The 18,082-nt window shown below is 40.6% G+C and carries 15 protein-coding genes and 1 pseudogene; 14 read left to right on the top strand and 2 right to left on the bottom strand.

The features are described 5' to 3' along the window. Positions 1 to 24: 24 nt before the first annotated feature. From whiG to K6D58_RS00940, 14 genes and pseudogenes are all read left to right on the top strand, one after another. Positions 25 to 813, top strand: a complete 789-nt coding sequence (gene whiG, locus K6D58_RS01005; protein ID WP_296826637.1) for an RNA polymerase sigma factor WhiG — start codon at positions 25 to 27, stop codon at positions 811 to 813. A gap of 9 nt (positions 814 to 822) precedes the next feature. Continuing rightward, complete coding sequence (locus K6D58_RS01000) at positions 823 to 2,796, top strand: FapA family protein (RefSeq protein WP_296826636.1); 1,974 nt, start codon at positions 823 to 825, stop codon at positions 2,794 to 2,796. After that, positions 2,777 to 3,115 (top strand): hypothetical protein, encoded by a 339-nt coding sequence (locus K6D58_RS00995; RefSeq protein ID WP_296826634.1) that lies wholly within the window; start codon positions 2,777 to 2,779, stop codon positions 3,113 to 3,115. Before K6D58_RS01000 ends, K6D58_RS00995 begins: the two co-directional genes overlap by 20 nt. A 6-nt stretch (positions 3,116 to 3,121) precedes the next feature. Further along, a complete protein-coding gene (locus K6D58_RS00990; protein ID WP_296826632.1) occupies positions 3,122 to 3,715 on the top strand; it encodes a hypothetical protein in 594 nt (197 codons plus the stop codon). 95 nt (positions 3,716 to 3,810) lie between these two features. Beyond that, on the top strand, positions 3,811 to 4,866 hold the full coding sequence (locus tag K6D58_RS00985; RefSeq protein ID WP_296826630.1) for an aldose epimerase family protein: 1,056 nt from the start codon (positions 3,811 to 3,813) through the stop codon (positions 4,864 to 4,866). 62 nt (positions 4,867 to 4,928) lie between these two features. Further along, a pseudogene (locus K6D58_RS00980) lies at positions 4,929 to 5,534 on the top strand (V-type ATP synthase subunit E); the annotation flags it as partial. Positions 5,535 to 5,725: 191 nt separating this feature from the next. Further along, positions 5,726 to 6,274 (top strand): DUF2764 family protein, encoded by a 549-nt coding sequence (locus K6D58_RS00975; protein WP_296826628.1) that lies wholly within the window; start codon positions 5,726 to 5,728, stop codon positions 6,272 to 6,274. Then, positions 6,271 to 8,040, top strand: a complete 1,770-nt coding sequence (locus K6D58_RS00970; RefSeq protein WP_296826626.1) for a V-type ATP synthase subunit A — start codon at positions 6,271 to 6,273, stop codon at positions 8,038 to 8,040. Before K6D58_RS00975 ends, K6D58_RS00970 begins: the two co-directional genes overlap by 4 nt. Further along, positions 8,040 to 9,335 (top strand): V-type ATP synthase subunit B, encoded by a 1,296-nt coding sequence (locus K6D58_RS00965; protein WP_296826624.1) that lies wholly within the window; start codon positions 8,040 to 8,042, stop codon positions 9,333 to 9,335. The genes K6D58_RS00970 and K6D58_RS00965 overlap by 1 nt, the downstream gene beginning before the upstream one ends. 19 nt (positions 9,336 to 9,354) lie before the next feature. Beyond that, positions 9,355 to 10,029 (top strand): V-type ATP synthase subunit D, encoded by a 675-nt coding sequence (locus K6D58_RS00960; protein ID WP_296826622.1) that lies wholly within the window; start codon positions 9,355 to 9,357, stop codon positions 10,027 to 10,029. Next, on the top strand, positions 10,026 to 11,969 hold the full coding sequence (locus K6D58_RS00955; protein WP_296826620.1) for a V-type ATP synthase subunit I: 1,944 nt from the start codon (positions 10,026 to 10,028) through the stop codon (positions 11,967 to 11,969). Before K6D58_RS00960 ends, K6D58_RS00955 begins: the two co-directional genes overlap by 4 nt. 74 nt (positions 11,970 to 12,043) lie before the next feature. After that, a complete protein-coding gene (locus K6D58_RS00950) occupies positions 12,044 to 12,478 on the top strand; it encodes a V-type ATP synthase subunit K (RefSeq protein WP_296826619.1) in 435 nt (144 codons plus the stop codon). A 253-nt stretch (positions 12,479 to 12,731) separates the two neighbouring features. After that, positions 12,732 to 13,832 (top strand): flavodoxin-dependent (E)-4-hydroxy-3-methylbut-2-enyl-diphosphate synthase, encoded by a 1,101-nt coding sequence (ispG, locus tag K6D58_RS00945; RefSeq protein ID WP_296826617.1) that lies wholly within the window; start codon positions 12,732 to 12,734, stop codon positions 13,830 to 13,832. Position 13,833: 1 nt separating this feature from the next. After that, complete coding sequence (locus K6D58_RS00940; RefSeq protein WP_296826615.1) at positions 13,834 to 14,946, top strand: tetratricopeptide repeat protein; 1,113 nt, start codon at positions 13,834 to 13,836, stop codon at positions 14,944 to 14,946. Positions 14,947 to 14,954: 8 nt separating this feature from the next. On the opposite strand, the gene K6D58_RS00935 is transcribed toward K6D58_RS00940, so the two are convergent. Both K6D58_RS00935 and wbaP read right to left on the bottom strand, forming a co-directional pair. After that, positions 14,955 to 16,577, bottom strand: a complete 1,623-nt coding sequence (locus K6D58_RS00935; RefSeq protein ID WP_296826613.1) for a BamA/TamA family outer membrane protein — start codon at positions 16,575 to 16,577, stop codon at positions 14,955 to 14,957. A gap of 3 nt (positions 16,578 to 16,580) precedes the next feature. Beyond that, positions 16,581 to 18,014, bottom strand: a complete 1,434-nt coding sequence (gene wbaP, locus K6D58_RS00930) for an undecaprenyl-phosphate galactose phosphotransferase WbaP (protein WP_296826611.1) — start codon at positions 18,012 to 18,014, stop codon at positions 16,581 to 16,583. Positions 18,015 to 18,082: the final 68 nt, after the last annotated feature.

The following is an 18,082-nucleotide window of genomic DNA, read 5'->3' as shown; positions in this document are numbered from 1 at the left end:
AATTGTACTTAAAGGGTGTGGAGAATGGAAACTTCAATTTTTGAAGAACAGACAGAAGACGAACTTTGGAAAGAGTATAAAAAGACTAAAGCTCCGGCAATCCGTGACAAGATTATCAGGCAGTATATGCCTCTTGTTAAGTATGTAGCCGGCAAGGTTTCCACCGGCATGCCTGACAGCGTTGAGTTTGATGACCTTGTAGGTTTTGGTCAGTTTGGTCTTCTTGATGCTATTAATAAATTTGATCCTGATAAGAATGTAAAATTTAAAACATATGCAGTTACCCGTATCAGGGGTGCTATTTTTGATGAACTTCGTGAATTGGACTGGGTTCCTAGATCAGTCAGACAGAAGTCAAGAGAAATCGAAGATACTATTGTTGAACTTGAAGCCCGTCTTGGAAGAACTGCTTCGGATTCAGAAATTGCCAAGGCTATGGGTGTTACAGAAAAGGAATACCAGGATGCCGTAATGAAAGTAAGCGGTACCAGTGTCCTTTCCCTTAACGATGTATGGTATTCAGGTGATGACAGTGAGCATATGTCTTTAGCAGACAGTATTGAATCACCTTCAAGCCTTAATCCTGATGTTATCGTAGAAAGGGAAGAAGTCCGCAAAATTATTATTCAGGCAATTAATGAACTTCCTGAAAATGAAAAAATGGTTATAGTTCTTTACTATCATGAAGACCTTACCTTTAAGGAAATAGGTCAGGTTCTTGATGTAAGTGAAAGCCGCATAAGTCAGCTTCATACAAAAGCTAACCTCAGGCTCAGGGCAAAACTTACAAGCATGAGGAAGGGAATCTTTTAAGGAAAAAGTATGGTTAATCTGGACAGGCTCCGGCTTGACATGGAAAAACGCCTCGCAAAAGACCGTGAGATTCATACTGTAGAAGTAATGGCAGATACTCTTGATGAATGTCTTGCTGATGCTGCAGTTCAGCTTGAAACTTCGGTTTCTAATCTTGAATATGAAGTAATAGAAAAGGGTTTTGCCGGAATTATTGGTCTTGCCAAAAAGCCCTGGAAAATAAGTGTTTATGAAAATCCTGATGTAACTGACCTTAAGAAAAAGCAGTCAGAAGAGCAGATGTTTGCTGATGACCAGCTTACTGAAGAAATTAAAGTTGTTGATAAGGACGGATATTATTATATCCATCGTTTTGATGCGGGACTCTTCCTTAAGGTTGTTAATCCTGTGGGCAACGGTAAAAAGGTTGCTGCAAAAGAAGTTATTTCTTCCCTTAAGAGGGCAGACACTATTTCTGTAGATGAAAATGCAGTTAAAGAGGCCTGTGAGGGTGGAACCAATGGTGAATATAAAGAGGTTGGTGTATACGAACACGTTGCTGCCGGTGACGCAATTATGTCTGTAGACGTAAGCAAGGATGAAATGCAGGTTACTATTACAGTTTCTCCTCCTGCTGCCGGTGGTGCCGAAATTACTGAAGATCAGATCCGCAGGTCTGTAGCAACTCAGGGTGTTGTGGCCGGAATTGAAGATGATAAAATTAAGGAATTTATTGATAACCCTGTATATAACATGCCTTATGAAGTTGCAGCTGCAGTTCAGCCTGTAGACGGAAGGGATGCTTACATTGCCTACAACTTTGAAACAGACCGTTCAAAACTTAAACTTAAGGAATCCGAAACAGGACAGGTTAACTTTAAGGAACTTAACCTTATTCAGAACGTTGTTGCAGGACAGCCTCTTGCTCAGAAAATGCTTCCTCAAAGGGGTAAGGGTGGTAAGACTGTATTCGGACGTTATCTTGAAGCTAAAAACGGAAAGGATATGCCTATTCCTCTTGGACTTAACGTTAAGCTTGATTCTGACGGAAGAACTGTTGTTGCAGAAAAGAACGGTCAGGTAATGCTGGTTAACGGTAAGATTACTGTAGAAGAAGTATACGAAGTTCAGGGTGTTAACCTTAAAACCGGAAATATTACCTTTATGGGTACTGTTATCTGCCGTGGTAATGTAGAAGACGGCTTTGACATTAAGGCAGACGGAAATATTGAAGTATACGGCTCTGTAGGAAACTGCCATCTTGAAGCAGAAGGCGATATTGTAATTTCTCAGGGTATTATGGGTCGTGATGAAGGAACTGTAACTACTCCTAAGTCAGTATGGGCAAGATTTATTCAGAATGCAAAAGTAAAGGCCGGAGACTATATCGTCGTAAATGATAACATTATGAACAGCGAAGTTTCTGCCATGAAAAAGATTCTTGTTCGTGGTAAGCGTGCCCAGATTATTGGTGGTCATCTTTTTGCAACAGAAGAAATCTCTGCAAAAAATATTGGTTCTCCTGGTGGCGGTACTGAAACTGTTCTTGAAGTTGGCTTTGACCCGGAAAAGAAACAGCGTCTTATGGAACTGATGGAAATGCAGTCCAACCTTATGAAACAGCTGGAAGACGTAGACCTTAATATTGCAACTCTTGAAAATCAAAAGGAAATCAGGCGTTCCCTGCCAAGGGAAAAAGAAGAAAGTCTTGTTAATCTCCGCAAGCAGAAGGAAGAAATTACTGAACAGAGTAATGACATGTCCAAGGAAATTACAGAGATTCAGGAACGCTTAAGGGAACTCAGAGTTGTAGGAAAAGTAAATGCCAGCGGTACTGTTTATGCCGGTACAAAAATATTTGTAAGGGATGAAAAGGATGAAGTTAAGTCTGATGTAAAGGCCTGTTCATTCTATTTTGAAGACGGATTTGTCCGCAGGGGCAAATTTGACGCTACTCAGGTAACTCAGGAAGTGGAGGGTCCTAGTGGCTATACAACCGATTGATCTTTCAACCATGTATTCTCAGATGGATAATGTTGCCCGTATGTCTTCCGGACAGGAACATTCAGCTTCCGTTGCAAATTTTGCAAGGCTTGAGCGTTCTCAGCAGCAGGAACTTCAGAAATCTGAGAACGTTAACCAGGTTAACAAAAAAAATGGTGAAGGCTCTAAGGTAAAAAGTGACGGAAAAAATTCTTCTCAGGGCCAGGAAGAAGCTTCTGAGAAAAAAAAGAAGGATGCCGGAGAAGAAGAAAAGGAACCTGACAGGACAATACATCTTACAGATCCAAGAAGGGGCCGGCTCATAGATATAACGGGGTAAATAATAATGACTGCAGCAGCAACTGTTTTATTTTTAGTTATTTGCATCAACATAATTTTATGGCTTGTTTTTTTACACAGATTCAGAAAAATATTTTCTACAGATGAAATCCTGACACGTACTCAGACTCACCTTAACAATATGCTTAAGGATATTAACAGTAATGCCAGCCGTAACCTGGACCTTCTTGAAGAAAAAATCCGTCAGGTTAAATCTGTGGCTGCAGAAACAGAAAGAAAAATAGAAGAGCTTAAGGCCGGTCTTAAAAAGACAGAAGATATTAAGGCTTTTGAAAACAATCTTTCTACAGCATCAAGAAAATCCCGTTCAGAAAATAAGTCTTCCGTAACTTCCCGCTATAAAAAAAGTGCAAGACAGGAAGAGCTTTTTACAATTCAGGAAGAAGAAACTGCTGATTCCAAAGAAACAAAAGAAAATATTCCTCAGATTACTTATGCCAAAGAACAGATTTATCCAGTAAAGGATTTTGCAACTCAGGTAATGGAATACAAACAGAAGGGCTATCAGCCGGAAGCAATCGCCAAAGAACTTGGCCGCAGTCTTCAGGAAGTACGCCTTGTCCTTGAGCTGGAACTGTAAAAATCAGAATTTTATCAGTCTTTGAGAATAAAACTCCATTTATTAGTATCTCTATATACTTGAAATTTGAAAAAAGCGGACTTATAATTTTTACTATGGTAAATAGTAAGTTCAAAAAATCTAGATTCGGAACATTATCCGACGGAAAAAAGGTTCACATCTATACTGTTTCAAATGGAAAAATGAGTTTTTCTGCAACAGACTTTGGATGTACAATCACAAGTATTATTGTCCCTTCAAAAGACGGATCAAAAAAAGACGTTGTTTTAGGTCATTCCACTCTTGCCGGTTTTGTAAATGATACTGCATGTTTTGGTACTGCAGTTGGTCGTTTTGCAAACAGAATAGGCGGCGGTTCCTTTACCATCAACGGTAAAAAATATGAACTGGATAAAAATGACAGCGGAATTAACTGTCTTCATGGTGGTTTTGACCGCTTTGAAAAGAAAGTATGGAAGGCTTCTAAAATCAAGACTGAACATGGAATCGGTATTGAATTTACAAGATTCTCCCCGGATGGAGAACAGGGCTTTCCTGGTAATGCTCAGGTTAAGGTAATTTATACCCTTAATGACAACAATGAGCTTACCTTTGAATACTTTTTAAAGACAGACAAGCCGACACCTGTAAATCTTACAAATCATTCCTATTTTAATCTTAACGGAAACGGAACTGTAGAAAATCATCTCCTTAAACTTGATTCTTCTGCTTATCTTGAAGTTAATGACACTGTTGTTCCTACAGGAAAAATCATCAGCCTGGATGAAGACAAGGACTTTGACTTCAGGTCATTTAAGAGAATCGGTCAGGATATTAAAAATACCGGCAGGGGCTATGATCATGCCTTCCTGGTAGACGGCTGGGGTGATGGAAAAATCCATCAGATAGCTGTCCTTAAAAGTGAAGAAACCGGCATTTCCATGACTGTTTCTACAAGTCTGCCGGCAGCTCAGATTTATACGGCTAACTTCCTTGAAGGAACTACTGGTAAATTCGGAAGGCTTTATCATAACCATGATGCCCTCTGTATTGAAACAGAAGGATATCCGGATGCACCTAATCACAGTGACTTCCCGGATTGTATAGTTACACCAGAAAAGCCATATCATGAGCTTTCTGTATACAGGTTTGACTTTGCTGAAAATGTATAATTATTAATACGGAAGGTTTTTCTGTAATAATTCATTATAAAATCACTACAAAAGAGGTTAAGATGGACGTTCAGTTACAAGAATTGATCGACAAGATCAAAAAAGACGGTGTTGCCAGTGCTGAATCTTCTGCTCAGAAAATCATTGAAGAAGCAGAAAAAAAAGCTGCTTCCATTGTAAAGGAAGCGGAAGCAAAAGCTGACGGCATAATTAAAGCAGCAAAATCTGAAACAGAGCGGATGGAAAAGGCCAGTGAAGATGCAATTACTCAGGCAGGCCGCAATCTGATTATCTCTTTCAGGGATGGCATTAACAGAGAACTTTCTGCATTGGTCACTGCAGAAACGGAGAAAGTTTATGACAAGGATCTTCTCAAGAAACTTATTCCTGAGACAGTAAAAGCCTGGGCAGCTAATCCTGATACTAACGAACTTTCTGTTCTTCTTCCTGCAAAGGAACTTAAGGCTCTTGAAAAAGGTCTTAGAACAGCCCTTAAATCACAGATTTCTAAAGGACTTGAAATAAAAGGTGATTCAAGTCTTTCTTCCGGATTCAGAATCGGCAGTAAAAACGGAAGTGCCTTCTACGACTTTAGTGCAGATGAAGTTGCAGGGCTCTTTAGTGCTTACCTGAATCCTAAAACAACAGAGCTTATGAAGAATGCAGCAAGTGCAGTTAGCAGTGAAACTTCTCCTGTAGAAGTAAAGGCTGCTTCTGAAGTAAAGGCTGCTGCTCCTGCTAAAAAAGCTCCTGCAGCTAAAAAGACTGCTGCTAAACCTGCAGCAAATAAAGCAGCTGCTAAACCTGCTGCAAAAAAGACAGCTGCCGCAAAGAAAACTTCGGCAAAGGAAAAGAAATAGTGGAACATCTCTATTACCTTGTTGCCCAGCTTCCATCGTTCTCTGTAAATGAAGACAGTTCAGCAAAACTGCCTCTTACAACGGAGTACTACAAGGATTTGTGCAGCCGCTTTATGTCTGCCGAAAGCAGCCGTATTGCAGAAGGCCTTTCCCTTGAACCACCCCTTGAACTGAAAGCAACGGGTTCGGCTTTTCTTGATGCCTGGTACACCAAGGAAAGAAACCTTCGTCTTGCTCTTGCCCAGCTTCGTGCCCTGAAAATGAAAAAAGAAGCCAAAGATCTGCCGCTTACCAGCGACGGTGAAGTTATTCAGGCTGCACGTACCGCAACAGGAATGGACAGTCCCCTTAGTGCTGAACAGTTTTTGAATCAGTACCGTATGGCTCTCCTGGACAAGATTGCACCTCTTGATATTTTTTCAGCAGATGCAGTTTTCTGTTACGGACTTAAGCTTATGCTTGCAGAACGGATGAAGAAGTTTAATCGGGATGAAGGTTTGGCTTCTTACCACAAAATCTATGACGAGATTCTTGGAGAAAAGAAATGACAGATACAAAAGGCAAAGTAGTTGCTGTTAACGGAAACATGGTTTCTGTTGAATTCGACGGAAGGGTATCTCTCAACGAAGTAGGCTACGTTAAAGTTGACGGAAAAAGCCTTAAGGGTGAAGTTATCCGTATCCGTGGAAATACAGCACAGATGCAGATTTATGAAATGACCAACGGTATTTCTACAGACTGTACCGTTGAATTTACAGGAGACCTTCTTAGCGTAGAAGTAGGTCCTGGTCTTCTTGGACAGGTATATGACGGTTTGCAGAATCCTCTTCCTCTCCTTGCAGAGCATTCAGGATACTTCCTTGAACGTGGTGTTTATCTTCCGGCTCTTGATGCAGAAAAGAAATGGGAATTTACACCAACTGCTAAAGAAGGTGCAAAGGTTTGTGCAGGAGATGCTGTAGGTACTGTTCCTGAAGGACCTTTTACTCATAAGATTCAGGTTCCATACGGATTCCTTGGTACTTATACAATTAAAAAGCTTGCTAAAGCTGGCAGCTATAAGATTCATGATACTATTGCTACTCTTGTAGATGAAAAGGGTAAGAGTCATGATATCTGCATGTCATTCAAATGGCCTGTAAAGCGTGCCGTTAACTGTTATGCAGAACGTCTTATGCCAAAAGAACCAATGGTTACTAAAGTTCGTCTTATCGATACTTTCTTCCCTGTTGCAAAGGGTGGTACCTATTGTATTCCTGGACCATTCGGTGCAGGTAAGACAGTTCTTCAGCATACAACATCAAGAAATGCTGACGTTGATATCGTAATTATTGCAGCCTGTGGAGAACGTGCAGGTGAAGTTGTAGAAACACTTACAGAATTCCCTGAACTTAAAGACCCTCGTACAGGCCGCTCCCTTATGGAACGTACAATCATCATCTGTAACACATCTTCAATGCCGGTTGCTTCCCGTGAAGCTTCCTGCTATACAGGTGTTACACTTGCTGAATATTACCGCCAGATGGGCCTTCATGTACTTCTTCTTGCTGACTCTACTTCCCGCTGGGCTCAGGCTATGCGTGAAATGTCTGGTCGTCTTGAAGAGATTCCTGGAGAAGAAGCATTCCCTGCTTACCTTGAATCTACAATCGCTTCTTTCTACGAACGCGCAGGTATCGTAAAGCTTCGTGACGGAGAAACAGGTTCCGTAACAATTGGTGGTACAGTATCTCCTGCCGGTGGTAACTTTGAAGAACCTGTAACTCAGGCTACCCTTAAGGTTGTAGGTGCCTTCCACGGACTTAGCCGTGAGCGTTCTGATGCCCGCCGCTATCCTTCAATTGACCCTCTGGATTCATGGTCAAAGTATCACTCAGTAATCAAAGCTGACCTTGTTGAATATGCCCGCAGCCTTTACCGCCGTGGTGCAGAAGTAAACAGCATGATGAAGGTTGTTGGTGAAGAAGGTACAAGTCTTGATGACTTTATTACATATCTTAAGAGTGAATTCCTTGATGCAGTTTACATGCAGCAGGACTCTTTTGATGAAACTGAAGGTGCTTCTTCTATTGAACGCCAGAAGTATGTATTCAGAAAGGTAATTGAGATTCTTGGTTCTACTTTTGCAATTACAGAAAAAGACGAAGCCCGTACATTCTTTAACCAGCTCCGCCAGAACTTTATTGATATGAACTATAAGGTTTTCCAGAGCGCAGAATTTAAGGCTGCAGAAAAGAATCTTGATAAAACCCTCAAGGATCATGGCACTGAATTGGGAGAAGAAGCAAAAGCTCTTCTTAAGGACGGTGAGTAATGAATAAAGTATACAGCAAAATTGAAAGCATTAACGGTAGCGTTATCACTGTTCGTGCCAAAGGCGTAAAGCTTAACGAACTTGCTGAAATCTCTACCCGTTTTGGTAAGTCTCTTGCCGAAGTAAACAAAATTGACGGTGACCTGGTTTCACTTCAGGTATTTGCCGGTGGACGTGGTGTTGCAACCAATGACCAGATTCGCTTCCTTGGACACGACATGCGTGTTTCATTCAGCGATAATCTTCTTGGACGCATTTTTAACGGATCTGCTGAACCTCGTGATCACGGTCCTTCTCTTGCAGAAAACCTTGTTCCTATTGGAGGACCTTCGGTTAACCCTGCAAAACGTATTAATCCTAACCGTATGATGCGTACAAACATTCCGATGATTGACGTATTCAATACACTGGTTGTTTCTCAGAAGATTCCTATTTTCTCTATCTCAGGAGAACCTTATAACCAGCTTCTTGCACGTATTGCCATGCAGGCTCAGGCTGATGTAATCGTTCTTGGAGGAATGGGTCTTAAATATGACGACTACCTTTACTTTAAGAATACTCTTGAAGAGGGTGGTGCCCTTTCTAAAACAGTTATGTTCGTTCATACATCTGCTGACCCGACTGTAGAATGTATTAAGATTCCTGATCTTTCTCTTGCAGTTGCTGAACAGTTTGCCCTTCAGGGAAAAGACGTACTTGTACTTCTTACTGATATGACAAACTTTGCAGACTCAATGAAGGAAATTGCCATTACTCAGGAACAGGTTCCTTCTAACCGTGGTTACCCTGGAGATCTTTACTCACAGCTTGCTTCACGTTATGAAAAGGCTGTTGACTTTGCTGATCAGGGTTCCATTACAGTTCTTGCAGTAACAACAATGCCTGGTGATGACGTAACTCATCCGGTTCCTGATAACACAGGATATATTACAGAAGGTCAGTATTACCTTAAAGGCGGACGTATTGAACCGTTTGGTTCACTTTCACGTCTTAAGCAGCAGGTAAACTCTAAGACCCGTAAAGATCACCGTGCCCTTATGGATGCCATGATTCGTCTTTATGCTCAGTACAAGGATACCCTTGAAAAGAAATCAATGGGTTTCAATATGTCTGCATGGGATGACAAGCTTCTTAAATACGGTGAAATGTTTGAAGCTCAGATGATGGATCTTTCCGTAAACGTTCCTCTTGAAGAAGCCCTGGATAATGGATGGAAAATCCTGGCCCAGTGTTTTGACAAGCAGGAAACTGGTTTGAAGACAGAACTTATTGATACATTCTGGCCTAAAAACTAACTGTAGATGAGGAAACTGAATGGCAAAATTAAAGCTGACTAAAAATGAGCAGAAGGCACAGAAAGACGCGCTTAAAATGTACCAGCGCTATCTTCCTACGCTTACGCTTAAAAAACAGCAGCTGCAGTCAGAAATCCGCACTATAGAAGAAAAAGCAAAATCCGTCCGCAGTCAGAAAAAGGCTCTGGAAGAGGATTTTGAAAAGTGGATTTCAGTTTTCGGTGAAAAAGACGCTTTTAAGCCTGATATGGTTACCGTAAGGAATATCAAAAAAGGCTTTGGCAATATTGCCGGCGTTAAGATTCCGGTCTATGAAGGAGCAGATTTTGGTCGTGGTGATTATGACCTTTATACAACTCCTTTGTGGATTGATATGGCTGCAGACCGCATGGAAAAGGCTCTGGAGCTTGACTTGCAGGCAGAAGTGCTCGATGAGCAGGTCCGTCTGCTTTCTCAGGAGCTTCGTACTACAACCCAGCGTGTAAACCTTTTTGAAAAGGTAAAGATTCCTGAAACCAAGGCAAATATCAAGAAGATTGGTATTTTCTTAGGTGATGAACAGGTTGCTGCCGTTGTAAGGTCGAAGATTTCCAAGAAAAAGCTTCAGGGTGCAGTTGCAGATTCTTCACAGGAAGAAGTTACTCCTGTTAAGGCTGCTAAAAAATCCAGCACAAAGAAGGGGGCTAAAAAATGATCGTTAAAATGAAAAAAGTTTCCCTTGTGGTTCTGGATTCAACAAGAAAAGAATCCCTTAAGGCTTTAAGAAAGGCTGGTGTCCTTCATCTTGAACATGTAGAAGGTGAAGGACCTGTACTTCAGGCTTTTAAGGAATCTTCTCAGGAAACAGATAAAGCAATCGGTATTCTTGACGAAATAAAGGCTGACAAAAAGCAGAAAATTGCTCAGGTTCAGCTTTCTAAGGAAGAAGCTTGTGATAAGGCTAAGGAAATCCTTGCCCTTAATGACAGAAAAAAGTCCCTTTACGATTCCATTAATCAGGATACACAGGAACTTTCCCGTCTTGAGAGCTGGGGTATTGTAGACCCTGAGGAATTAAAATTCCTTGCAGGAAAATCCCTTTATGCCTATATGTATGAAGCTCCTGCAGAAAAATATGCAGAAATCGGCGAAGAAGTTAAGACCATTCTTGTAAATACTGTATTAAAGGTTGCAAGATTCCTTGTAATTTCTGATACAGAAATAGAAGAAAGACCGGCAGGACTTCCACCGGAAGCATATGCAGTGCCTCTTCCAAGGGCTTCTACTGAAACTATTGCAGATGATATCCGCAAGGCTCAGCAGGAAATTGACAAGATAAACAGGGAACTTTACATTGCAAAAAAATATGCGGCATCACTTGCTGCATATAAGAAGGCTCTTCTTTCTGATATTGAATTTGAAAATGTCAGAAGCGGTATGCCTCATGAAGAAGAATCAGAAACTCAGACAGTACGTCTTGCCTGGCTTACAGGTTATGTACCTGTAGATTCCATGAGTAAGTTTAAGTCTGTCTGTGCAGAAAACGGCTGGGCTTATGCCAGTGATGATCCTTCTGACGAAGATATGGTTCCTACAAAACTTAAGAACAACAGGGTAGTCAGCCTTATTTATCCGCTGACAGACTTCCTTGACGTAACTCCGGGTTATCATGAATTTGATATTTCCGGCTGGTTCCTTATGTTCTTCTGTATTTTCTTTGCCATGATTTTTGGTGATGCAGCTTATGGTGCCCTTATTGCACTTTTAGGAATAGGTCTTGCATTCAAAGGTTTAGGCAAGGGTAAGTTCTTTGCACCTATAAACATGTTTGTAATTCTTCTTGGACTGTGTACTATGGTCTGGGGTGTAATGACATGTTCATGGTTTGGTATTGATGCAGCAAAGCTTCCTAAGGAGCTGATAGACATGTCCTTTATGCCTTTCTCCAAAGCTAAATATGCTATGGTTAATGGTCTGGGCTTTGATTCTACAGTTGCAGAAGATTATGCAAACCTGAACCAGAAGATATTCTGTTTTGTACTGGCGGTACTTCAGTTAAGCGTTGCACACATTATGTGTACCCTGCGTAACAGAAAGTCCTTAAAGGCAATCGGAGATTTTGGTTCACTTATTGAACTCTGGGGTATGTTCTATGTAGTAATGGCTATGGTAGGTGATCCGGACAGATTCTCTCTTGGCGTAAATGAATCAACTATTTACGTTATGGGACTTCCGCTTCCATATCTTGCTATAGGCGTTTTACTTCTTGGCTTTGCCTTAAGCTTTGTATTCTCTAATTATGAGGGAAGTATCAAGGCTTCTATACTGGAAAGCTGCAAGAACATTATTAGTGTTGTACTTGGTGTAGTAAACGTATTCAGTGATACAGTTTCTTACATCCGCCTCTGGGCAGTAGCTCTTGCAGGTGCTGCAATCAGCGGTACAATCAACACAATGGCCGGTCCTATGCTGGGTAAGTTTACAATGATAGTATTCGGCGTAATACTTTTAGTATTTGGACACGGACTTAACCTTATACTGAACCTGCTTTCAGTAATAGTTCACGGTGTACGTCTGAACACTCTTGAGTTCTCACAGCACCTTGGTATGGCATGGAGTGGAACTAAATACAGTCCATTCAGTGAAAAACAGTAGTTTGGGTGACCGTTGGTCACTGCTTAAATAAAATATAGTAAAAAAGACGCTTAAAGCGTATAAAGGAGAAAAGTATGAACTGGGGAATGATTGGAGCCGGTGTAGTTATGGGTATTGCTGCTATGGGTAGCGCAATTGGTATTGGAATTGCCGGACAGGGTGCAATTGGAGCATGGAAGCGCTGTTATCTTAACAATAAGCAGGCACCATTCCTTCTGGTTGTATTTGCTGGTGCTCCTCTTACACAGACTATTTACGGATTCCTTCTTATGAATTCAATGAAGGCAGCAGCTGCTGTAGCTGATAAAGCTGGTCAGTTCTTCCTTCTTGGTCTTGGTTTTGCAGCTGGTCTTGCAATGTGTATGTCTGCTATTGCACAGGGAAAAGCCGGTGCTGCAGGTTCTGATGCTCTTGGTGAAACAGGAAAAGGTTTTACAAACTACATCATGGTAGTAGGTCTTTGTGAAACTGTTGCTTTGTTCGCAATGGTATTCGGAATGATTGCTTAAGTTGTAAAAACTCCATTTTAGTTTTTAAGAGCCTGTGTTCTTTATAAGGATGCAGGCTTTTTTATTTTTATTGAATCAAGCCAGTCGAAGGTGGCTCTGGAAGTAAGCGGGAAAAGTCAGCAGGAAGAGGCTGGAATCATGCGGCTTAAATCAGCGTAAACTGGCATAATGCAACTTATACCGGCAGATGACTTAAACGTAAAAAAGAGGTATTCTTTAAGAATCATATTTTGTTTTTTAAGGCGGCATTTTTATGAGTATTTATAAAACTCCCCGTATAGTAAAGCTTGGCGGCTTTAATTCCATCCGTCAGATTCTTATTGGAGGAGATAATCCTGTAACCATTCAGACTATGTGGAAGGATGGTATTACTGATGTATGTGATAAGCCCGAAAAACTTGAATCAATCCTTAAGCAGATTAATACATTAAAATCCCTGGGCTGTGACATCATCAGGTTTGCAGTTCCGGATATGGAAAGTGCCAGATCCCTCTGCCTGATTCAGTCTAAAACAGATGTACCTCTTGTTGCAGACATTCATTTTGATTATAAACTGGCTCTTGCCTGTCTTGAAGGCCCTGTAGCTGCAATCCGCATTAATCCGGGTAATATCGGCTCTTTTGACAGGGTAAAGGCAGTCGTAGAAGGCTGTAAGGAAAAGAATGTTGCCATAAGAATTGGCGTTAATTCCGGAAGCCTCCCTAAGGATCTGGAAGTTCAGGTAGAAGCAGGAACCTTATCCAGAAGTGAAGCTTTAGCTCAGACCGCCTTAAGGGAATGTGAAGCTTTTGAAAAACTTAATTTTAACAATTATGTTGTAAGCATGAAGGCTTCTTCTGTAGAAGAGACTATAGAAGCAAATGAAGCTTTTGCTAAAATAAGTGATACCCCTTTACATATTGGCGTAACGGAAGCCGGTCCCCTTATTACAGGCATTGTAAAGTCCACACTGGCATTTTCGGCCCTCTTAAAGGAAGGAATCGGTTCTACAATAAGGGTAAGCCTTTCTTCTACACCGGAAAATGAAGTAATTACAGGCAGGGAAATCCTCCATGAATGCGGTTTTAGAAAGGGTGGAGTTACTCTTGTAAGCTGTCCGAGATGCGGACGTATTGGTTTTGACGTACATTCCTTTGTTGAACGTTGGCAGGCAGAACTTTTATCCATGAAAAAGGACGTAACTATTGCCGTAATGGGCTGTGTTGTAAACGGTCCTGGAGAAGGCAAACATGCTGATTTAGGAATTGCAGGTGGTGGAGACAAGTGCATTATCTTTAAGAAAGGCAAAATAATACGAACGATAGACTCAAAAGATGCCGATAATGTATTCAGGCAGGAACTGGAGTCTTTATAGAATGAAGAAATTTTTTATTGCAGCAGTATTTTTAACATCCCTTGTATTTTTACCATTATTTTCTCAGGTTGTAGTAAGACATGTAGAAAAGGGCGAAGAAGCCTGGCGTTACATTATCAGGGCAAGACAGAACCTGGACAGCGGAGAGTATTCAGCTGCAATAGAAAATGCAGAACTTGCAAAAGCTTCTCAAAAGCAGAACGCTGACTGGGAACTTTACCTTCTTCAGAATACACAGAAAAAGAAAAAAATCCGTAAAGCCGGAGACAACCTTCTTGAAGTTCTGGCTGCAATGAAGGAACTTGGCCTTAATGATGCGGCTGCTGTAATAGACAGACAGCTGGAAGAAAGGGGAGAAGATTACTTTAACGGAAGTTTTTCTGTCCTTATGGAAAAGGAAGAGTATTTTTCCCACTGTCCGGAAGCAGATTATATTATAGCCAGGGTTTATCAGCTGGAAGGTGAATTTGATCTTTCCCTCCGTTATATGAATCTTGCTTATGAATATTCAGATAATCTTATTGTGCCTGCCCAGAAATACGAGATTCTTTACGCTTTAGCTGACCTTGCCCATGATCTTGACTCAGAAGATGACTACGAAAAATACCTTCTTTCTGTTCTTAAAGACAATAAAAGCTATACAGACAGGCACTTTATGGATGCCTTTACCGCCTTTGTAAAAAATGACAGTCCTGAAGCCGTAGAAAAGTTTTTCCTGCTTTACAGAAACAGGGATTATGATTCAATAAAGGCTTTGTCAAAACTTTCCCGCTATTATCTTGCTAAGGGAGAAAAGGAAAAGGCTCTTGAATGTTCAGCACTGGGAAGCATTACAATTGTAACTAAAATAGAAGAAACCCTTAAAGACAGAATAATTGACTATAACTATACAACTTTTGAGGACCTGCTTATAAAAAGTGCAAGGTATGAAGATATTGTTGTGTGGGGAAGTAAAAACTGTATCTGGGAAACTTTGTATTCTTTTGCAGATATAAGTGCAGCCCAGGGAAGGATTAACTTTTCTTCCAGACTCTTTACACTTTTAGCAGGCTGTCTTGGTGACAATTTCTGGCGCAAAATGGCAGCCCGCCGTGTAAATATGAATGTTGATTAATTGAATTATTAGAAATGGCGGCCTAAACCGATAAAGTATTCAAGGGAACCGCCTTTTCTCCATGAACTGTCAAAGTCCCTCTTTCCGTCAAGAATCTTTTTGGAAATATCAATACCAACACTGGCCCTGATAACAAAGCTCTTCCATCTTGCAGGGTAAATAAGAACTTCAAGACCACCGGTATAAATACCTTCGTTAAGGGAGAAGGTAGTTTTTGTTCCCCTGTTTTTAATAAGACCTACATCAACAAAAGGTGACCACTGCATTTCAAAGTCCAGGTATTTCATAAGGAAATGAGGAACTGATGCAATTGCACGTACAGCTGCAGGTTTTGTTTCGTAAGAACCGAATAAAGCATAACTCCAGTCAAGCCAGTGGGTTGTAATAATATGAACAGGCATGTCAAAGTTAAATACAATGGCAGCCGGTGTTTCAAGAGCATAATTATTGGCGTCAATTTCTCCGATTTTACTGCTGAAAGTCTGATTGTCTGCGGCACCACGGATGTATGAACCAACTTTTGTAGTACTATTAAGTCCTGCAAAGAAGTTTACGTCAACTGCAAGGGCAACAAAGTTAAGGCTCTTAAAGAACTGAAGTTCCCCCTTAACTGAAGGCATTACTTTTTCGCTGATAATATCACCGCTGTAGTCCCATCCGATTCCCTGGGTTGTAGAAATTGAGTAACCGTCACGGAAGTTGTATTGTTTTGTCCAGTTAATGCGTGAAAGTTCAAAAGTCTGGGAAAGTTCAATTACAGGAGTTTTACTTAAATCTGTATTTTCATTATCAATGCCGTTAAGGTCCCAGTAGTGGGTGCAGCTGAGCTTAGGAGTGTATTTTACCTGGGTGGTGTTACCGATATAGCCTAAAACCATTGGTACAGAAACAGAAGCCTTTTCCTTAAAGTAGAATTCGTCACCAAATTCAAGATAAGAAGCATCCCTGATAACCGACTGGGTAAAATTAAACTCAAGCTTATTATGATAGTTTCCAAATGGCACGGCTACAGTAATTCCTGTGTCATAAGAGAACTCTGGTTTGTCTTCTCCAATCTGCCATGAGAAGCTGAAGTCGTTTGACCAGGTTTCTTCTGTATTACCTATAGTAAAAGGGTAGTCGTAATCAAAGTTAAAGCCGCCGTAAACTTTAGAATAATCTTCCGGATCATCTTCATCACCAAGCTGAAGGTTAAAATCAATGCTTAAACCTTCCATAAGGCCTAAAAAGTTATTGTCCTTAAGCTTGATTTTTGCTTCAAAACCTGAGTTTGAGTCAAGACTTGGCTTTGGAAAAACAATAAGGGACATGGAATCCTTAAGTTTATAAGTTGCAGAAATTTTACCTTCTTCGTCAACTGTGTAGCTGTAATCTACAGAAGCAAAAAGACGGGTGTTTTCAAGTTCCTGTTCAATATCCTTAAGGTAGGCATCTGCATCTTCCTGGCTTTTGAAAACCTTGTCGTAATTGATTTCTGTAATATTGCGCTGGATTGCAGACTTTTGAGTACGTCCGTCAATGTCAAAATCAACGCTTTTAATTTGAAAGCCTTTTGTTTCCTGAGAAAAAACGGCCTGAGCCAGAACGAAAAGTGTTCCGGCAATGAGAAACTTTTTTGTAATTGAGTTCATGGATTAGTAAGCTCCTTTTCTTTTAAGTACAACCCATACGGTTTTAATTATAATCCAGATATCCAGCCAGATAGACCAGTTCTGTATATAGTAAGTATCAAGTGAAATGCGTTCTTCGTAACCTGTGTCACTGCGGCCAGAAATCTGCCACATTCCGCTTAAGCCCGGAGTTACTGAAAGAACATAGTCGCTGTATTTTCCATATTTAGAAAGCTCGCTTTCTGTAACAGGACGTGGACCTACAAAACTCATGGAACCTGTAAAAATATTCCAGAGCTGGGGCAGTTCATCAAGGCTTGTTTTACGAAGAAATTTACCAAACTTTGTAACACGGGGATCATCTGTAAATTTTCTGTCTTTTTCCCATTCAGCAGCCCTTACAGGATCTTCTGCAAGAATTTTCTTAAGCTTTTCGTCTGCGTCTATACACATTGAACGGAATTTCCAGCATTTTAAAAGCTTATGGTTCTGTCCAACCCTTTTATGGCCGTAAAAAACCGGTCCCTTTGAAGTAAGTTTTATTCCCAGGGCACAGAAAATTCCTACAGGAATGGCAAAAGGTGCAACAGAAAGGCAGAGTAAAATATCAATTGTTCTTTTTAAAAGCAGGGAGCCGAATTTTGTCAGGTAATTTGTTGAAGAAAATCCTAAAATTCCACCAAAATTCTTCATTTTTAAAGAAAGGGTGGTGGCAAGCTGGTTTCTTGGAACCCTGATCATATAACGGTATCTTGTCTGAATTGCTTCAAGGTCATTTTTGTAGTCACATACAATGGCAACTTTAATCTTTAATTCACTAAGAATCTGTTTAATCTGGTCATTGATTACCCTGACAGGAATGTCCATAAAAGTATCTGAGGCATCCTTGTCGTCAGTAATTATAAGTATTGGAATATAACCAAAGTTAGGGTGTTCAACAAGACGCTTTACGATTTCGTGACCATTGTTACCATGGGTATAAATAACTGCCGGAACGCCCCACCAGGAGAACTTACAGCTGCAGCGTCTTGCCCATTCCCTGAAAAGAGGGAGAAAAAGGGTAGCAAAAGGCCATGCCGTAACAAGAGCCAGTGCTATAGGAATAAAGTCTCTGGTGGATTTTATTGTTGTGATTGCAAGTGCCATTCCCATAAGACAGAGAAAGGAACAGGTAGAGAATTTTTTTACCTCATCTTCTGGAGCAAGAAGAATGCCCGGATAAAGACCTGCTGCATAAAAGGCAACAGCTGCAAAAGGCATAAAAATTGAATATTTTATGAACGAACGGAAGTTAATTGAAGAGGGATCTATAAAGTTAATGATAAAAAAGCCTGCTCCAATAGAAATCATTAAAGCAAGGGCATCAAAGAAAAACAGTGTCAGTCCTGTTACAAATGAGCTTGTATATTTGTACTTTGAACGTAACTGTGTTTTAAATGTTTCTTCGTTATTGCTCATAATATCAAAATAATTATATAGAAAAAAAGTTAACTATACAATGATGGAGAGGGTATTAAATCCTTATA

The organism is Treponema sp. (assembly GCF_024696245.1).
Lineage (GTDB): Bacteria > Spirochaetota > Spirochaetia > Treponematales > Treponemataceae > Treponema_D.
The sequence above is the reverse complement of the archived record's forward strand: the minus strand, read 5'-3'. Positions and strand labels throughout refer to the sequence as shown.